This is a genomic window from Asticcacaulis sp. P2_B1 (assembly GCF_056404915.1).
Map to the genome: position 1 here is coordinate 250,491 of NZ_JBFUDD010000005.1, position 17,893 is coordinate 268,383.

General features: G+C 62.4%; 10 protein-coding genes. 7 read left to right on the forward strand and 3 right to left on the reverse strand.

Features of this window, described 5'->3' with window-relative positions:
- The first annotated feature begins 54 nt into the window (after positions 1-54).
- From AC1DX3_RS14385 to AC1DX3_RS14395, 3 genes are read left to right on the forward strand one after another with little or no spacing between them, the layout of a single operon-like run.
- Positions 55-1,329 (forward strand): TolC family protein, encoded by a 1,275-nt coding sequence (locus tag AC1DX3_RS14385; RefSeq protein WP_476990002.1) that lies wholly within the window; start codon positions 55-57, stop codon positions 1,327-1,329.
- Positions 1,326-2,480: an efflux RND transporter periplasmic adaptor subunit gene (locus AC1DX3_RS14390; RefSeq protein ID WP_476990003.1), complete on the forward strand. Its 1,155-nt coding sequence runs from the start codon at positions 1,326-1,328 to the stop codon at positions 2,478-2,480. Before AC1DX3_RS14385 ends, AC1DX3_RS14390 begins: the two co-directional genes overlap by 4 nt.
- A 2-nt stretch (positions 2,481-2,482) precedes the next feature.
- Complete coding sequence (locus tag AC1DX3_RS14395; RefSeq protein WP_476990004.1) at positions 2,483-5,722, forward strand: CusA/CzcA family heavy metal efflux RND transporter; 3,240 nt, start codon at positions 2,483-2,485, stop codon at positions 5,720-5,722.
- Positions 5,723-6,343: 621 nt separating this feature from the next.
- On the opposite strand, the gene secB is transcribed toward AC1DX3_RS14395, so the two are convergent.
- The 3 genes from secB to AC1DX3_RS14410 all read right to left on the reverse strand — a co-directional run bounded on the left by secB (position 6,344) and on the right by AC1DX3_RS14410 (position 9,113).
- The gene (secB, locus tag AC1DX3_RS14400) at positions 6,344-6,745 is read right to left on the reverse strand and encodes a protein-export chaperone SecB (RefSeq protein ID WP_476990005.1); all 402 of its coding nucleotides are present in this window, start codon (positions 6,743-6,745) and stop codon (positions 6,344-6,346) included.
- 9 nt (positions 6,746-6,754) lie between these two features.
- On the reverse strand, positions 6,755-7,363 hold the full coding sequence (locus tag AC1DX3_RS14405; protein WP_476990006.1) for an aspartyl/asparaginyl beta-hydroxylase domain-containing protein: 609 nt from the start codon (positions 7,361-7,363) through the stop codon (positions 6,755-6,757).
- 160 nt (positions 7,364-7,523) lie between these two features.
- Positions 7,524-9,113 carry a sulfotransferase family protein gene (locus tag AC1DX3_RS14410; RefSeq protein ID WP_476990007.1) on the reverse strand — a complete coding sequence of 530 codons (1,590 nt, stop codon included), beginning with the start codon at positions 9,111-9,113 and terminating at the stop codon, positions 7,524-7,526.
- Between the two features lie 555 nt (positions 9,114-9,668).
- Here AC1DX3_RS14410 and AC1DX3_RS14415 point away from each other — a divergent pair.
- From AC1DX3_RS14415 to AC1DX3_RS14430, 4 genes are all read left to right on the forward strand, one after another.
- Positions 9,669-12,491: a TonB-dependent receptor gene (locus tag AC1DX3_RS14415; RefSeq protein WP_476990008.1), complete on the forward strand. Its 2,823-nt coding sequence runs from the start codon at positions 9,669-9,671 to the stop codon at positions 12,489-12,491.
- A gap of 289 nt (positions 12,492-12,780) precedes the next feature.
- Positions 12,781-14,400, forward strand: a complete 1,620-nt coding sequence (locus tag AC1DX3_RS14420) for an alpha-L-fucosidase (protein ID WP_476990009.1) — start codon at positions 12,781-12,783, stop codon at positions 14,398-14,400.
- A 16-nt stretch (positions 14,401-14,416) separates the two neighbouring features.
- Positions 14,417-15,520, forward strand: a complete 1,104-nt coding sequence (locus AC1DX3_RS14425) for a glycosyl hydrolase family 18 protein (RefSeq protein ID WP_476990010.1) — start codon at positions 14,417-14,419, stop codon at positions 15,518-15,520.
- Between the two features lie 81 nt (positions 15,521-15,601).
- Positions 15,602-17,890 carry a beta-N-acetylhexosaminidase gene (locus tag AC1DX3_RS14430; RefSeq protein ID WP_476990011.1) on the forward strand — a complete coding sequence of 763 codons (2,289 nt, stop codon included), beginning with the start codon at positions 15,602-15,604 and terminating at the stop codon, positions 17,888-17,890.
- Positions 17,891-17,893 lie beyond the last annotated feature (3 nt).

A 17,893-nucleotide genomic window follows, 5' to 3' on the forward strand; every position in this document is an offset into this window, starting at 1 on the left:
GCCCGAAGTGTGTCGCGCCACCGGCGCTTTGATCAAATCTGACTGAGGATTCTCATGAAATTTCCCTATCGGGGGCCGCTTGGTGCGGTTCTCCTCGGTGCGAGCCTGGGTGGGTTCGTGCCGTCATTGGCGTCGGCCGATCCGGCGCCGCCGTTCCACGACCTGTTGCGGCAGGCCCAATCGGCGCCGCGCCTGAAGGCGGCGGAGGCAAGCCTCGACCAGGCCGAAGGCCTGGCGCAGCAGGCCCGCGCCCGGCCCAACCCGTCATTCAATCTCAGCGTCGAAAATTTCGCCGGCAGCGGCGCCTATGCCGGCAGCGAGAGCGCCGAAACGACGGCGGAAATCGAGCAGACGATCGAACTGGGCGGCAAGCGCGGGGCGCGTATCGAAGCCGGCCGGGCCGGCCTGGATGTGGCGCGCGCCAAGGCTAATCAGTCGCAGAGCGATTTGGCCTTCGACCTGGCGCAGGCCTACGCCGCCGCCGAGGCGGCCGACATACGGTTGCAACTCGCCAAGGATTCGCTTGCCCTGGCGCAAGACGACGCGCGCGCCGCCGACGCCATGGTCAAGGCCGGCAAGGAGGCCGATCTGCGATCCGTGCAGGCGCGATCCGGCGTGGAAGCCGCGCGCGCCGATGTCGACGAAGCTGGGGCGGTGCGAAGCGCCGCTTTCGCCCGGCTCACGGCCATGGTGGATTCGCCGGTCCCGTTTACGGCGATTTCGGAAAGTCTGTTGTCTCACGCCGATTGTGGCGAAGCGATCCCTCCCGTGGATCCATTGACCAGCCCCGCCTATCTGGTGGCCCAGGCCGAGCGCAACGCGGTGGCGAAACGTGTCCGCGTCGAGCAAACCCGATCGGCCCCGGATGTGACCGTGTCGCTCGGCGTTCGCCGGCTTGCGGCGGACGATTCCCACGCCCTGGTTGGCGGTGTTTCGGTGCCGTTCCCGATCTTCGATCGCAATCGCGGCAATATCCGTTCCGTTCAGGCGGAACTGGCGGCTGCCGACCAACAGGTCAATATCGCCCGCCTCGACGCCCAGGCCGATATTCAGTCGGCCATGGCGGCCCTTCAGGCCGCTTTCACCCGAGTTCAGTCGGCCCATGACAGCGAGCAGGCCGCGCGGGAAGCCTACCGGCTTACCCGTATCGGCTACGAGGCCGGCAAGCTGCCGTTGAGCGAAGTGCTGGGCGCGCGCCGCAACCTTGCCGAGGCGCGCAATCAGACACTCAAGGCCCGGGAGGACCGCCTCCGCGCCGAAGCCGAACTCGCGCACCTGCGCGGCATTATCCCATTTGGAGATCCGCAAGTCTCCGGAGACAAATCATGACAACGAACAAGCGATATCTGTACGGCGGCGCCATGGCCGCCCTTTTGCTCGCCGCACTCGGCGGTTTCGGCCTGGCGCGGTGCACGGCAGACAAGCCAGCCGCATCCGCGTCGGCTGCGGCGGTGGAAGAGACGCCTTCGGCCGACCTGGCCCTTACGCAAGAGGCCATTGCCGCCGCCAATATTGCTGTGGAAACCGTCAATTCCGGTGGCTTGTCCTCGGAAATCGTTACGCAGGCCCAGGTCGTGGCAAAGCCTGACGGTCAGGCGGCTCTGACCGCCCGCGCCGCCGGCTCCATCTTGCGCATCTATAAGCGCCTCGGCGATCCGGTGCGGGCCGGGGAGCCGCTGGCCCTGATCGAAAGCCGCGAGGCCGGACAGATGGCCGCCGACCGTACGACGGCGCTGGCCCGCGCCCGTGTCGCCCAGGCCAATCTTGCCCGTGAGAAATCCCTGATGGATCAGGGTGTTTCGGCACGGGTCGATTACGAGCAGGCGCAGGCCGAGGCGGCCGCCGCCCAGGCGGAGGTGTCGCGGGCCCAATCGGCGGCGACGGCGGCGCGGATCACCTCCGACGGCCACGGCGTTATCGTGGCCAGCCCGATCGCGGGCCGGGTGACGGCCAGCAGCGCCAGTCTCGGCGCCTATGTCCAGCCGGAGACCGAGCTGTTCCGCGTGTCGGATCCCAGCCGGGTGCAGGTCGAGGCGGCCATTGCGGCCTCCGACATGACGCGTGTGGCGGCCGGCGATCGCGCTGTGATCGACATGCCCGACGGCCGTGCACTGGAGGGGCGGGTCCGCTCGGTGACACCGGCGCTGGACGCTGAGACGCGCGCCGCGACGGCGGTGCTCGACGTGCCCGGCGGCGATTGGCAGCCCGGTCTGTCGGTCAAGGCGCGATTGTTCCCGCAGGGTAGCGGTCCGTCGTCGGCCATCGTCGTGCCCGAAGACGCCGTGCAAACGCTCAATGGCGGCGATGTCGTCTTCGTGCGCACCGGGGACGGCTTCAAGGCCGTGCCGGTCACGGTCGGCCAGCGTAGCGCCGGCCGCGCCGAAATCATTGCCGGTCTCACCGCCGGCCAGTCGATTGCCACACGCAACGCCTTTTACCTCAAGGCTGAGCTGGGCAAGGGCGCGGGCGAGGAGGAATAGCCATGATAGGATATTTGATGGCCCTCAGCGTGCGGGCACGCTGGGCGGTGCTGCTGATCGTGCTGACGATCGGTGCGTTCGGCGCCTGGCAATTGACCCGGCTGCCGATCGACGCCGTGCCCGATATCACCAATAAGCAGGTGCAGATCAATACGCTCGATTCCGGATTGTCGCCGGTCGAGATCGAGAAACGGGTGACCTTTCCCATCGAGACGGCCTTATCCGGCATTCCTGGCCTGGAAACGACGCGGTCCTTGTCACGCAACGGCTTTTCCCAGGTCACGGCCATCTTCAGCGAAGGCACCGACCTCTATTTCGCCCGTCAGCAGGTCAGCGAACGCCTGGTCCAGGCGCGGGACAGCCTGCCCGGAGGCACCCAGCCGCAGATCGGGCCGGTGACGACGGGATTGGGCGAAGTCTATATGTATGCCGTCGACTATACCCAACCGAACGGCAAGGGGGCCAGGATCGCTGATGGCCGGCCGGGCTGGCAATCGGACGGCGGCTTCCTGACGCCCGAGGGCGATCGTTTGGGTGACGAGGTGTCGCGCGCCGCCTATCTGCGCACGGTCCAGACCTGGATCATCTCGCCGCAATTGCGCACGGTCGGCGGCGTGGCCGGCGTCGATTCAATCGGCGGGTTTGAAAAACAGTATATCGTCGAACCCGATCCGGTGAAGCTGAGCGCCTATGGGATATCGTTCCCGGAACTGGCCAAGGCGTTGGAAGCGGCCAATCTCGCGGTCGGCGCTAATTTCCTCAATCGCGGCGGCGAGGCCTATCTGGTGCGGGCCGATGCGCGCATCCGCTCGTTGGACGAGATCAATGGCGCCGTCATCGCCACCCGGGGCGGGCTGCCGGTGGCGGTGAGGGACGTCGCCACAGTGCGGCTGGGCGGAGAATTGCGCACCGGCGCCGCCAGCATGAATGGCCACGAGGTCGTCATCGGCACCACCTTGATGCTGATCGGCGAGAACAGCCGGACGGTGGCGCGTGCGGTCGGTGAAAAGCTGGAGGCGGTCAAGAAGTCGCTGCCGCCGGGCCTTGAGGTCACAACGGTGCTGGACCGTTCGAAACTGGTCAATGCGACGGTCGAAACCGTGCAGAAAAATCTGTTCGAAGGCGCCATTCTCGTGGCGGCGGCCCTGTTTTTGCTGCTCGGCAATGTGCGGGCGGCGATCATCGCCGTGCTGATCATTCCGTTCTCGTTTCTGATGATGGCGATCGGGATGAACGGGTTGAAGGTGTCGGGCAATCTGATGAGCCTGGGCGCGCTCGATTTCGGCCTGATCGTCGATGGCGCGGTCATCATTATCGAAAACTGCCTGAGGCGGCTGGCCGAACGTCAGCATCACGAAGGGCGCATATTGACCCTGGCCGAGCGGCTGGACGTTACGACCCTGGCGGCGCGCGAGATGACCCGGCCGACGGTTTACGGTCAGGCCATCATCTTCCTGGTGTTCGCGCCGTTGCTGACCTTTACCGGCGTAGAGGGCAAGACCTTCTCGCCCATGGCCATCACCCTGATCCTGGCCCTGGCGGCGGCGTTCGTGCTGTCCATCACCTTCGTGCCGGCCATGGTGGCCCTGTTGATCCGCGGGCGGATCACGGAAAAGGAGGTGTGGATCATCCGCAAGATCAAGGCTCTCTATGCGCCGGTTCTCGACCGCGCGGTCGCCAGGCCGTGGCCGTTCATCGGCGCCGGTGTCGGCTTGTTCGTCGTGTCGGGCTTCGTGTTCACCCTGTTGGGCCAGGAATTCATTCCGCAACTCGACGAGAAGAATATCGCCTTGTCGACGAGCCGTATTCCTTCGACCTCCCTGGAAGAGTCCCTGACCATGCAGAAGGGTGTCGAAAAAGCCATTTCCGGTTTACCGGAAGTGTCGCTGATGTTTTCCAAGACCGGGACGGCGGAGGTGGCGACCGACCCGATGCCGCCCAATATTTCCGACGGCTTCGTCATCCTGAAGGAGAAAAAGGATTGGCCCAAGGACGTGAAGACCAAGGCCGATGTCGTTGAGCGCATAGAGGCGCGCACCGGTGGATTGATCGGTCAGGCTTATGAGATGAGTCAGCCGATTCAACTGCGCTTCAATGAACTGATCGCTGGGGTGCGCGGCGACGTCGCCATCAAGCTGTACGGCGACGACCTCGACAAGATGGCGGCTTCGGCCGCGCGGATCGTCGGCGTGTTGCAGGCGATTCCGGGGGCTGCCGACGTCAAGGCGGAACAGACGGACGGATCGCCGACGCTCGATATCCGCTTCGATCGCGGCGCCATCGCGCGTTACGGCCTGACCGTCGAGGAGGTGGCCGAAACAGTGGCGGTGGCGATGGCCGGACGCGAAGCCGGACTGGTGTTCGAAGGCGACCGGCGCTTCGACATCGTCGTGCGCATGCCTCAGGCGGCACGCAACGACCTGGACGCGTTGAAGGCGGTGCCGGTCATGCTGCCTGAAGCGGACGGTCATGCGCGCGGTTCGGTGCCGTTGAGCGAGGTGGCGCAGTTCCGTTTCAGCGAGGGGCTCAACCAGGTCTCGCGCGAAAACGGCAAGCGGCGGATCGTTATCCAGGCCAATGTCCGTGGCCGCGATGTCGGGTCGTTCGTGCGGGAAGCCCAGCCCGCGGTGGAAGGTGTGGCCCTGCCGACAGGATCGTTCCTGGAATGGGGCGGTCAGTTCCAGAACCTGAAGGCGGCGTCCGACCGGCTGGCGGTCATTGTGCCGGTGTGTTTCCTGGCCATTTTCGGCCTGCTGTTCATGGCCCTTGGCGGGCTTGGCCGGGCGATTTCTGTGTTTACGGCCGTGCCCCTGGCCCTCGCGGGCGGGGTTTTCACCCTGGCCATGACCGGGATTGCCTTTTCGGTGTCGGCGGCGGTCGGGTTTATCTGTCTGTCCGGTGTCGCCGTGCTCAACGGCCTCGTCGTCATGAGCAGTATCCGGCAAAGGATCGAGGACGGCATGGAACTGGGCCAGGCCATTACGCAGGGCATGATCGAGCGGTTGCGGCCGGTGATCATGACGGGCTTGGTGCCGGCGATCGGTTTCATTCCCATGGCTATAGGCAGCGGCACCGGCGCGGAGGTGCAGAAGCCACTGGCGATTGTGGTGATCGGCGGCCTGGTGACAGCGACGGCCCTGACGCTACTGGTGCTGCCGGCGATCACGAAAGTGGTGCTCGGGCTCGGGGCGGGTTTCGGACGCAAGACCGGAGCGCCCAAGCCGGAGGTTCCGGCTGAGTAGACCTGCACATCCGGGGCTCCGGTACCGGATGGCCGGTGTCTGGCTGCATGTCTCGACCGGCCCAATCCAGCCGCCGAAGACCCTCTCAACGCCGCCAATCGGTCTGCCGGGAGGTGCCTGGAGGCCCTCCAGGCACCCTTGGACTCAGCGATGGCGGCGAACGAATTTGAGGATTTGGGGATTATGTCGAAAAGTGGTGCGGTGAACATGGGACCATATCGGCTGTAATCGGCGGTCGATCACCCATTTCCACCCATTTAGCCGGGGGTCGTGGGCGCTTATAGGCTGTAGTCGGCGGAGGATCACCCATTTCCACCCATTTAGCGGGGGCGCGAGAGCTTACAAGTTGGCGTAGCCCTGTTATCGGGCCGTGATCCTTTTCGCGCGGAGCGTTTGCAGCGCCGGCGATACGCTTCTCGGGGCGTCCGTCGTGTTCAAGAACGCGCTATAATCGTGAAGCGCCGGTTGTCAGGATTCTTGACATGCCGGCAGGCCGTGGTGGCGATCGATGTGATCGTTCAGAATTCCTGGCTTATTGCGCCAGACATCGTCTATTTAAAGGGCCCAATGAAAAGACATGACAACTTGGCTCTATGAAGCTTTCTGGAACCCTGGCGAGATTTAACGCGACAGGTTCGCTTCGAAATCGATCGGATCAAGGATAAGCGCGGGGAAACGGCCCTTCATGATGATATTGTCGATGGCTTCGCGGGCATAGGGGAAGAGGATCGTCGGGCATTTGCCCAGCACGATGCGGTCCAATTGCGTCGGGTCGTAACCGGCAATGTGGAAGACCCCTGCCTGCATGATTTCGATCATGAAAGCCGTGCTGCCGGCGCTCTTGGCGACGATGGCGATGGTGAGGACAACCTCGGTCAGGCCGCCGGGCAAGGCCTCCTGGGCCACCTTCACGTCCACCTTGACCTCGGGCTGCCATTCCTGGGTGAAGATGGCGGCGCCGGACGGCGCCTGGTATGACATGTCCTTGAGATAGATCTGGCGGATGGTGAATTGCTGAGCCATGAGGGTACCTTAAGCTGTTAGGGGGCCGTCGAGATCGAACACGGTCTCACCCGGCTGGACATAGTCCATGATGAGGTGGACGCGCGCTTGCGTCCCGTCGTTGCGGACGGCGTGGGTGCGCCGGTTGTTGATTTCCCACATCTCGCCTTCCGGCATGTGGAAGCGGAGTCGGCCGACCATGAAGAGGCTGTCGGGATTGGAAATCACCGGCACATGAATCCGGTGGCAACGTTTCAGCGACTCGCCGTCGTCGATATGCGGTTTGATCTCCGCGCCGGCAGGCAGGCGCGTCAGCAGGGCGCGGATAAAGTAGCCAGGGCCGTTCTGCTCGGCGACGCGGCGTTGACGCAGGGTTTGCAGATAATAGCCGCGAATATGCTCCATCAGGGGACGGACCTGCGGTTCAAGGGTAGCGAAAATCGCATGATAGGTCGGGTCGGTGTGGCGGAAATCCGCGTCCGCGATCAGCTTGACCGTTTGGGTGCTATTATGCGCGTTGAAGGCAGCCTGGCGGCTGGCGTCGGCGTTCCAGACATCGTCCGCGAAGCCCTGAACGACGGCGCGAAGGCCAGAAATGTCGAAGCTTCCCAGTTTCTGGGCGTCTTGGGCGAAATTCATGCGAGGTCACTGCAACAAGCTGCACCGGCCTGGCGGCGGGCTATCGGCGTCAGGGCTCGGTGCAAATCTACGCACAGGGGCATACCAATGTCCACATATATCATTACATGTGCGGTGACCGGATGAAGGGCGAAGGGGGTAGCCTTAGACGTCGCCAGGATCATGACGGCCCCTCATGCGGCGCGAGGTACCCCATGGCTTCCAGGCGTCGCCGCAGCGGTTGCAGGTGCGCTTCATAACGCTTCCAGGCGCCGACGCCTTGCGAATTGATCGGGGCACGGACCTGCACGGCGCTGGCGGTCGAGACGCCGCCCTTGGCTTCGTGCGGCTTCAGGCAGGCGTCTTCGAAGGGCAGGCCGCAGGCGGAAATCAGCCGGCGAATCTCGGTTTCCGGGTCGCGGATCACGGCCTCCAGCGACACTTCGATCAGTCCGTCGCCGAGGACCTGTTTCCAGTAAGCCATCAGGTCGCGATAATGACTGTAATGGTCGGCCAGGTCGTCCTGGGCGTAGGACCAGCCATAGGCGCCGGTGAACAGCACTTTGTAGCCGCCGAACAGGGCGTCTATCGGGTTGCGGTCGAGGGCGATGATGATGGCGTCGGGAAAGGCGAGGCGGATAAGGCCGGCATAGTCGTGATTGGCCGGAAGTTTGTCGATAACGTAGGTCCGGCCGTCGTTGAGATAGGCCGACTCGCGCGCGTACATGTCGGCGATGGCGAGCGGATCCAGTTTGGCGGCGGCGGCGATGACGTCGGGCGCAAGGCGGCGGGCGTCATCGACCCCGGCCAATTTATGCGTGGCGATGCCGAAGGTTTTCAACTCGCCGATGGCCTGAACCTGGCTGTGGGCGGCCAGAACGCGCTCGATCAGGGTCGTTCCGGACCGTGGCAGTCCGATAATGAAGATCCGTCTGGGACCGGCGCGCGGACGATCGTCGCGGACGGTGAAACGTTCTGGCGGAAAATGGGTCTTCCAAGCGGCAATGGTTTCGGCTTCTTCCGCCGAGTCCCAGGATTCGATCTTGCCGGCCAGATTGGCGCCGATCTGCAGGCAGTCCCAGGCGGCGTCGGTCTGTCCCAGGTCGTCATATTCCTTGAACAGAGTATAGGCGACGCGGCAGGCCTCCAGGCTGGTCCGGCAGGACAGGCCTTCGAGGAGCGCGATATGATTGTCCTCGGCCGTCCAGCGCCGCAAATAGGCGAGATTGAAATAGGCGGCGACCGGCGGCGCGGGGGACAGGGCGATCGCCCGATTGAAAGCGGCTTCGGAGGCCTTGATGTCGCCCAGCGCGCGATAGACGCTGCCGGTGCTGTACCAGGCCTCGGCGTGATCGGGGGCGAGTTTCGTTGCCTTGCGGATGCAGGCGAGCGCCTCTTCGGGCAGGCCGGCATGGGTGAAGGTGTAGCTGACCTTGACCAGGCTGGCGACGTCGTCGAGACCCATGGCCGCGGCGTCGCGGGCGCTGGTCACGGCCTCCGCCATGCGTCCGAGGCTGATCAGCGGCTTGCCGCGAAGGGCGAGCATTTGCGCCCGGAGCTTCGAGCCTGCCGGCGCGTGCCGGGCCGCCTCGGCGAAGGCATGCTCGGCAGTTGTCATGTCATCGAGGACGGCGGCCCTGCCGAGAAGCCACCAGGCTTCCGCCGACGCCGGGTTGGCGGTGGTCGCTGCCCGTGCGGCCGTCAGGGCGGCAGGCATATCACCAGCCTTGAGGGCGGCGTGGGCTGTTTTCAGGGCTTGAGCGAGCAGCATCAAGGCCGGCTCCGTGGGACGTTGGCGACAAGGCGCTTGTACACAAGGCTACTCCTGAAAGAATCACAGGCTTCGCGCAAGCCTTTAAATGTTATGACCTTTGACGGGATATGCCTTGGGGAGACCCGCATGGTCAATGCATAATCCTTATGGGCCTGCGCCTGGCTACGGCCAAGGCCTTCGATCTGTGATACAAAAAAGCAACATTCGGCCGTATTATGACATTTTAGCGTCTATCGCAAATTTTTTCCATATTCCCATTATTTTTCAAATACTTTTTTGCAATGGAGTGAAATGTCATGTCCTCGGGGCCGTGCTGTTGACAACGTAAAGGATATGACAACGTTGGACTTTGGTCTCTTTTGGGCGGAAAATATGACCTGTCCGCCAAACTAGGATTTGACGTTATTTCGATTTTATATGTAAGAATGCTTTCACCAATGGCTTATGACCGAGGTGTTTTGGTATTGAATAGGTATTATCAAATCCAAGGCGAGTGATAAGTGTCAATAATGTTGGAGCGCTTCCGCTGTGCGGAATGATGGAGAACTAGGGATGAAAATAAAATCATATGCTTTGATCACCACGGCCCTGACGGGCGTGATGATGTCAGGCGGCGCGTTTGCCCAGACTGCCGCGCCGGCTGCGCCGTCGGCCACCGCGGATGACGCGCAGGAAGTCGTTGTTGTCGGTGTCCGCAAGAGCCTGCAAAAGTCGCTCACCGTCAAACGCCGGGCATCGGCGCACATCGACGTCATCACGGCCGAAGACGTGGGCAAGTATCCGGATGTCAATGTCGCGGAATCTCTGTCGCGCCTGCCCGGCGTCACGATTGACCGGACTGGCGGCGGCGAGGGCAACAGGGTTGCCATCAACGGCATCGACTCGCGCCTGGTCCAGGTTCAGCTGAACGGCAACCCGATCGCCACGGCGACCGGCGGCGCCAACAGCCACGACACGGGCCGCAGCTTCGACTTTACCAATCTGGCGCCGGAATTGATCGGCAATGTCGAGGTTTACAAGTCGCAGGAAGCGCGTCTCGACGAAGGCGGCGTCGGCGGCACGATCATCCTGAATACGCTCAAGCCCCTGTCGCTGCCGATCAACACGCTGCGGCTGAACTACAGCTACAACATCAATCAGCGGAACGAGGAAAAGGATCCGCGCTACTCCATCATCTACAGCACCAAGGACGACAGCGGACGCTTCGGCGTCATGTTGAACTACTCCTATAACAAGTCGGTGCTTGGCAGCGGCTCGATCAGCACGTCTTATCAGCCGGTCTGCGGCGCGGCGCATTGGGGCGGCTGTACGGGTAGCGCCTTCAACTCTCCGTCGTCGCTGCCGACGGTCTCCAGCGGTCCCGCTCTCAACAGCAGCATGCTGGTGCCGCAGTACATGGCTCTGTCTGCGACAACGCAACAGCACGAACGCAAATCGCTTTTCGCCGCCATCCAGGCGAAGCCGAGCGACGATTTGGAATTCAACCTGTACGGCATCAATGTCGCGGACGACGATTCCAGCTATAACCAGTGGTTTGAAACCGACCTGAGCGTGGACTGGAACGAGACCAACCCGTACTACACGCGCGATGCCAACGGCAACGTGCTGCATGACGCCAACGGCAACAACCTGTACCAGGTCAAGATGAACTCGGTCACGACGAACGAGTCCGGCGTGACGGGCGGCAGCGGCAATTACGCCGTGCGCATGGACGAGTACTACAAGCACCAGGTCATCAACACCACCGGCCTCTATCTGGACGGCAAGTGGACGCCCGGCGCGTGGACGATCCAGGGCTCCATCGGCGAGACCAAGGCGCAGGGCGGCTCGGATCCGGAATACTATCTGAGCTTCTACGGCTTCGACTCGGGCACCTGGGCGATGACGCCGGACGGCGCGTCGCTCAATCTCGACAAGGCCGCGACCGATCCGACACTGTTCGCCACCCGCAAGAAGGGCGATCAGGCCGGATTCGTCAAGACGGCGCGCTCGCTCGATCAATTCGACTACGTCAAGTTCGACGCCAAGCGTGAAGTCGAATGGGGGCCGGTCTATGAAATCCTGGCCGGCGTGAAACATCAGAAGCACCGCGACGTCAACAAGCCGCACTTCTTCAACACGACGTTCAGTGCCACCGGGACGATGGCCGACTTCGACACCTTCCTGAGCGATCCGAAACTCGTGTCCGGTCTGGGCACCGAGGGCGACCTTCAGTCCTTCGTCGCGATGACGCAGGAAGCCGTCGCCCAGTATTCGATCGCCAACAAGAGCGACGGCAATGTGAAGAACGGTGACTATCGTGACGCAGGCAATATGTGGGACACGACGGAAACCGTGAGCGATGCCTATGTCCAGGCGAACTTCCGTGCCGGTAAATGGCATGGCGATGTCGGCGTCCGCTTCGCCAAGACCGAGAACAAGCAAGTCTATCGCTCGACCATGGACTACTACCCGTACGAAGAGGAAATGATTCCGCTCGAAAAGGGCTATGACGACGTCCTGCCTTCGTTCAACGCCAATTACGACCTCAGCGACAATATGATGCTGCGCTTCTCCGCCGCCAAGGTCATGTCCCGTCCGACCTTTGCCGACATGTCGGGTCAGATCGAATACAGCCTCGACCGCTATTACACCGGGGCGGCGAATGCGAATTTCTTCGAGGGCCATGGTGGCAATCCGGACCTGAAGCCCTATCGTGCGATCAACTATAATGCCTCGTACGAATGGTATTTCGCGCCCGACAGCCTGTTCAATGTCGACGTCTTCTACCGTGATGTGCAGTCCTACATCGTACAAAGGTATAATTTTGTCGATGTCACCTTGCCGCAAAACGCGCTCAGCTACTGCACGGGCACGGTCGGACGCGCCTGTAACCGCACCGAAAATATGCTGGTCAAGTCGCCTTACAACGGCAGCAGCGCCAAGATCCCGGGTTTCGCAATCGGCTATCAGGGCAATATAGCCTACGGTTTCGGCATCCAGGCCAATGTCACCTTCCTGGATCAGCAGTATAAGGGCTACACGGACCAGTACAACACGAATGGGGGTAAGCTGGCCATGCCTTACCTGTCCAAGTGGAGCTACACTATCTCGCCCTATTATGAAAAGGGACCGATCCAGGCGCGTGTGTCCTATACTTACCGGACCAAGTACAATGTCTCGCTGGGTAACGACCTGATTCCGCCGTCCTATGTCGACGGTTGGGGCCAGTTGGATGCTTCGGCGTCCTACGCGGTCAACGATCGTATATCGGTGAACGTGGCGGCGCAGAATATCCTCGACAATCTGCAGCATCCGTACACCACCGGCGGCTTGCCGCTGGGGTGGAGCAAGTACGGCACGCGGCTGATTTTCGGCATTTCGTTCAAGAACTAGGTCCTACCGCATAAGCCGCACGGAGTCGGTCCGTGCGGCGGCGCGTTGCTTCAGGTCGTGTCTTCGACCCGGCAGGCGGAATCCATCGCTCGTCTTTCCTCCCCCGAGCCAGATGAAATTCTCGCCAGACTATGTTGGGTTTGTGTGTTGTCGAAGCTAAGCCTGAATCGAAACGCGATACGCCGCAAGGCTTGGGAAGGGGGCGTTTGGCCCTTGCCTTCCCAAGCCTTGCAGTGTTCTGTTCTGTGTTTCAGTCTTCCCAGCCTTCCCAGTCTTCAAGGTGTCGTTCATGGCCGATAATCACGATATGCCGTCCCGCCGGTACTTTCTGGGAGGCGTTTTGGGCGTCGGTCTGTCCCTGACGGCGACAGCCGGCATGGCGGCGGCGAACGACAATCGTACTCCCGATGAACTCGACAGTGCCTGGCTGAAGGCCACCCAAAAATACGCGCCCGAGCGCAAACGCTTACTGGCCGCCGTCGACAAGGGCGATAGCGACGGGCCGTTCCGCCCCGATTGGGCGTCGCTTCAGGCCTATGAAACGCCGCAATGGTACGCCGATGCCAAGTTCGGCATCTTTGTTCACTGGGGTCTCTATTCCATCCCGGCCTTCGGCAGCGAATGGTATTCGCGCAATATGTATATCCAGGACAGCCCGGAATATACCCATCACATCCAGACCTATGGGCCGCAAACCCAGTTCGGCTACAAGGACTTTATTCCGCTGTTCAAGGCGGATCAGTTCGATCCCGCCGTATGGGCCAAGCTGTTCAGCGACGCCGGCGCCCGCTATGTCGTGCCGGTGGCCGAACATCACGATGGCTTTTCGATGTATGACAGCCACCTGTCCGACTACAGCGCCGTCAAGATGGGGCCGAAGCGCGACCTGATCGGCGAAATCGCCGCGGCGGCCCGCGCCCAGGGCCTGCATTTCGCCTTGTCGTCGCACCGCGCCGAACACGACTGGTTCTTCGACGAAGGCCGCAAATTCCCCTCGGACGTCTCCGACCCGGCCCTGGCCGGCCTTTATGGTCCGGCCCAGTCGCGTATGGCCGGCAAGAGCGACGAGGATCTGTTCGGCGACTATACCCATGTCTCGCAGGCGTGGCTGGACGACTGGCTGGCGCGGCAGGCCGAGTTGGTCGGGCGCTACAATCCCGACCTGGTCTATTTCGATTGGTGGATCGGCCACCCGTCCTTCCGCAACACGCTGCCGAAATTCCTCGCCTGGTATTATAACAAGGCCGCCAATGCCGGCGGATCGGCCATCGTCAATTACAAGCTGGGCGAATTCGCCGACGGTACCGGCGTGCTCGATATCGAGCGCGGCCAGGCGCCGGGTATCCGCAAGGATGTCTGGCAGACCTGCACCTCGATCAGCGACAAGTCGTGGGGCTATATCGACAACGACACCTATAAGAGCCCGGCGGCGATCGTGCATCTGCTGGCCGACGTGGTCAGCAAGAACGGCAATCTGTTGCTTAATGTTGGTCCGCGCGCCGATGGCCACATCCCGGATGCAGCGCGCGACACGCTTTTGCAGGTCGGCGCGTGGCTGAAGGTCAATGGCGAGGCGATTTACGGCTCCCGGCCATGGGTGGTCTTCGGCGAGGGGCCGACCGAAACGGCCAACGGCACCTTCGCCGAAAGCAAGGCCAAACCCTATACGGCCCAGGATATTCGCTTCACCACCAAGGACGGTGTCCTCTATGCCATTGCCATGGCGTGGCCGGATGACGGCTCGGTGACCGTGACTTCGATCGGCCGCGATTATCCGGTCAAGGCCGTGACGCTTTTGGGCGCCGGCCAGCCGGTCGCCTTCGCGCAAACAGCCTCGGGCCTGAAGCTGACGCCGCCGGCCGATGCACCCCGCCAGCCCGCCTATGTCTACCGTATCGAAACACACTGATCATTCCGGAAATCCCATGAAACGCCTTCTCCTGTCCTTTTGCTTCGGTCTGACCTTGCTGGCCGCCGCGCCGGAAGGCGCCATGGCCAAGCCCAAACCGGCCGCGGCCGCGGCGACGCCGGCACCGGCAACTGGGCCGGTGGCGCTGTTCTATCTGATGGAGACGCCGAAGTCGGTGGCCTCGTTCGAGGCCCATATCGACAAGATCGGCTTGCTGGTGCCGACCTGGTACGGCGTCGACAAGAACGGCCTGGTCAATGGCGCGCCCAATCCGGGTATCCTGGCTGAGGCCAAGGCGCACGGCCTTCCGGTCATGCCGATTATTTCGCTGACCGTGCGGCCGGATTTTCATGCCCTGCTGGGCAATGAAGAGGCCAAGAAGCTGATGATCGCGCGCATGATCGATGAAGCTAAGCAATACGGCTATGTCGGCTATCAGTTCGATTTCGAAAACATCGCCTGGACCGATCGCGACGCCTTCAGCCTGCTGACCAAACAGACGGCCGACGCCCTGCATGCGGCCGGCCTGCAGCTGTCCGTAGCGGTTTGTCCCAATGCGCCGGGCCATCCCGGACGCGGGGCCTTTTCCAAGTGGATGTTCGAATATTGGCGCGGTGTCTACGATATCGCGGCGATCGGCAAGAGCGCGGATTTCATCTCGCTGATGACCTATGACCAGCATACGCGCTGGACCACACCCGGTCCGGTCGGCGGCATGACCTGGGTCAAGGAAAACCTCGACTATGCGCTGAAATACGTGCCGAAGGAAAAGTTGAGCCTGGGCATAGCGCTCTACGGTTATCACTGGTACGCCGGCAATCCGGTCAAGGCCGACGGCACCGAGGCTTCCAACATTTCCGCCGACTATTTCGATGCCGACGAATGGCAGCCCCTGGTTAAGCAGTACGGTATCCAGGTGCAATGGGATCCGATCGATCAGGAATCGTGGTTCTGGTTCTATCGCGACCAGATGCGCGAATGGGCCTTCGTGCCGGACGCCCGATCCTTCAAGGTGCGTTACGATATCGCGGCGTCATCCGGCTTAGCCGGGGTCAGTTCGTGGGTCCTGGGCTCGGAAGACCCGGCGATTTGGGACGTCCTCCCCGCCGCCCGGCCGTAAAGCGTTACCGGGCGACCGAAACGGCCGGTGAATGGTGTTCGCGCACCGCTAGGAAACATGTTCAGGTTTGAGGATTAGGTCATGACAAAAGGCATTTTCACCGGCGGTCTTGCGGCCTTGATTGTTAGCTTAGTGGGATCCGGGCCGGTCCTGGCCGCTGAGCCGTCCCTGATCCCATGGCCGGTCAAGGTCACGCCGGGGGCAGGGCGTTTCGTGGTGTCCGGTAAAACCCCCATCTGTGCGACGGGCGCGGCGGGCGATGCGGCCCTACAATTAAAAACGGTGGCAAAAGCTGTCCAGGGCCTCGACCTGGCGTCGGGCTGCGGCAAGGGGGCCATCGAACTGGTTCTGACGCCCGGTGCCGCCGTCAGCGATCCCGAAGGCTATACGCTGGATGTCGGCGCCAAGGGCGTTCGCATCACGGCGCGCGAGGCGGGCGGCCTCTATTACGGCGCCATGACCCTGGCGCAACTGATGAGTTCGGACAGCCGGTTCGGCGCACCCGTGACCCTGTCCGGCGTGCATATCGTCGACTATCCGCGTTTCAAGTGGCGCGGCTTGATGATCGATTCGGCGCGCCATTTCCTGCCGGTTGCCGATATCAAGCGCATGATCGACCAGATGGGCGAGCACAAGCTCAATGTCCTGCATTGGCATCTGACCGACGACCAGGGCTGGCGGTTGGAGATCAAGCGTTATCCCGACCTGACCAAGGTCGGCGGCTGGCGTACGCCGCCGTCGAACGGCGGTCCCGGCAGTGAGACCGAGCCCTATGGCGGTTTCTATACCCAGGACGAGGTGCGCGATCTCGTCGCCTATGCCGCGGCGCGCCACATCACCATCGTGCCGGAGCTCGACATGCCGGGCCACGCTCAGGCGGCGGTAGCCGGCCATCCGGCGCTCAGCGTCACCGGCGAACAGCCCCAGGTATCGGCCGACTGGGGGGTCAATCCCTATCTCTATAATACCGACGCCGACAGCATCGCCTTCGTCGAGAACGTGCTGGACGAGGTCATGGCGCTGTTTCCGTCGACCTATATCCATCTGGGCGGCGATGAAGCCGTCAAGGACCAGTGGAAAAATTCGCCCAAGATCCAGGCCCAGATGGAGGCGCTGGGCATCACCTCCGAAGACGCGATGCAGAGCTGGTTCATGGAGCAGTTGGGCAGCTATCTCGCCGCCCACGGCCGTAAGATGATGGGGTGGGACGAGATTCTGGAGGGCGGAATCCCGCCGTCGGCGGCCGTCATGTCGTGGCGCGGCGACGACGGGGCGATCCAGGGGGCGCAATTGGGCCACGACGTGGTCATTGCCACCCTCTATCTCGACAATCTGCAGACACGACGCAATGACGAGCCGGCGGGGCGCATGGGCATATTGCCGCTGGCCAAGGTCTATGGCTTCGAAGCCATGCCGACGGTCTTGTCCCTGGAAGAAAGCAAGCATGTCCTGGGTGGCCAAGCCAATCTGTGGAGCGAGTATCTGATCACGCCGTGGTATGTGCAAAACGCTGCCTTTCCGCGCGTCGACGCGGCGTCGGAGGCTTTTTGGACGCAGCCGGCGCGACGCAACTGGTCTGGCTTCCTGGCGCGTTTGCCGGTGCAATTGGAGCGCTATCGGCGGCAGGGCGTGCACTATAGCGACAATGCCTTCGCCGTCGATTTCCAGCTGACCGGCGACCGCAACGCGGTCCTGGCGGCCGGGGGCGGGGAGTTGGCCCTTATCAATCAGACCCGGTTCGGCCAGATACGCTATACGCTCGACGGTTCCGAGCCCGGCCTGAAGTCTGCGCTCTATACGGCGCCGTTGAAACTCGATTTCGGCCATACGGTGAAGGCGGCGAGCTTCGACGATGCCGGCCGGGTCCTGGCTGCCAGCCGGACCTACGACTTCAGCGCCACGACGCTTCTGACGCGGTCAAGCGGCGAGCTGAAGACCTGCGCCGGCGGCGATTTCGGTCTGCGGGCGCCCCTGACGGTGGATTCACCGGCCACCAGCCCGGTCTACGATGTCGACATTTTCCACGACTGCTTCGTCTATCCGCAGGCGAAACTGGACGGTGTGACGGCGATCGACGTCAATATCGCCCGTCTGGCCCGCAATTACGGCCTGGCCCACGACCAGGACAAGGTCAAGGTCTATCCGAAACAGACGCCGTTCGGTGAATTGGTCGTGCTTCAGGACGGTTGCGAGGGAACGGAGCTGGTGCGTCAACCTCTGCCGGACCCGAAGACCAGCAATAATCAGCAGGCGGTGACGCTCAAATTGCCGGCGGCGTCGGGTGTCCACGATCTGTGCCTGATGTTCACGGCACCGATCGACGGACCTTTCTACGCCATCGATACCGCCAAACTCGACCTGCAGGACTAAAGG

Coding starts and splice junctions, on each gene's coding strand:
- AC1DX3_RS14420 (WP_476990009.1), top strand. CDS start 12,781: ATGGCCGATAATCACGATATGCCGTCCCGCCGGTACTTTCTGGGAGGC.
- AC1DX3_RS14405 (WP_476990006.1), bottom strand. CDS start 7,363: ATGAATTTCGCCCAAGACGCCCAGAAACTGGGAAGCTTCGACATTTCT.
- AC1DX3_RS14395 (WP_476990004.1), top strand. CDS start 2,483: ATGATAGGATATTTGATGGCCCTCAGCGTGCGGGCACGCTGGGCGGTG.
- AC1DX3_RS14425 (WP_476990010.1), top strand. CDS start 14,417: ATGAAACGCCTTCTCCTGTCCTTTTGCTTCGGTCTGACCTTGCTGGCC.
- secB (WP_476990005.1), bottom strand. CDS start 6,745: ATGGCTCAGCAATTCACCATCCGCCAGATCTATCTCAAGGACATGTCA.
- AC1DX3_RS14430 (WP_476990011.1), top strand. CDS start 15,602: ATGACAAAAGGCATTTTCACCGGCGGTCTTGCGGCCTTGATTGTTAGC.
- AC1DX3_RS14390 (WP_476990003.1), top strand. CDS start 1,326: ATGACAACGAACAAGCGATATCTGTACGGCGGCGCCATGGCCGCCCTT.
- AC1DX3_RS14415 (WP_476990008.1), top strand. CDS start 9,669: ATGAAAATAAAATCATATGCTTTGATCACCACGGCCCTGACGGGCGTG.
- AC1DX3_RS14410 (WP_476990007.1), bottom strand. CDS start 9,113: ATGCTGCTCGCTCAAGCCCTGAAAACAGCCCACGCCGCCCTCAAGGCT.
- AC1DX3_RS14385 (WP_476990002.1), top strand. CDS start 55: ATGAAATTTCCCTATCGGGGGCCGCTTGGTGCGGTTCTCCTCGGTGCG.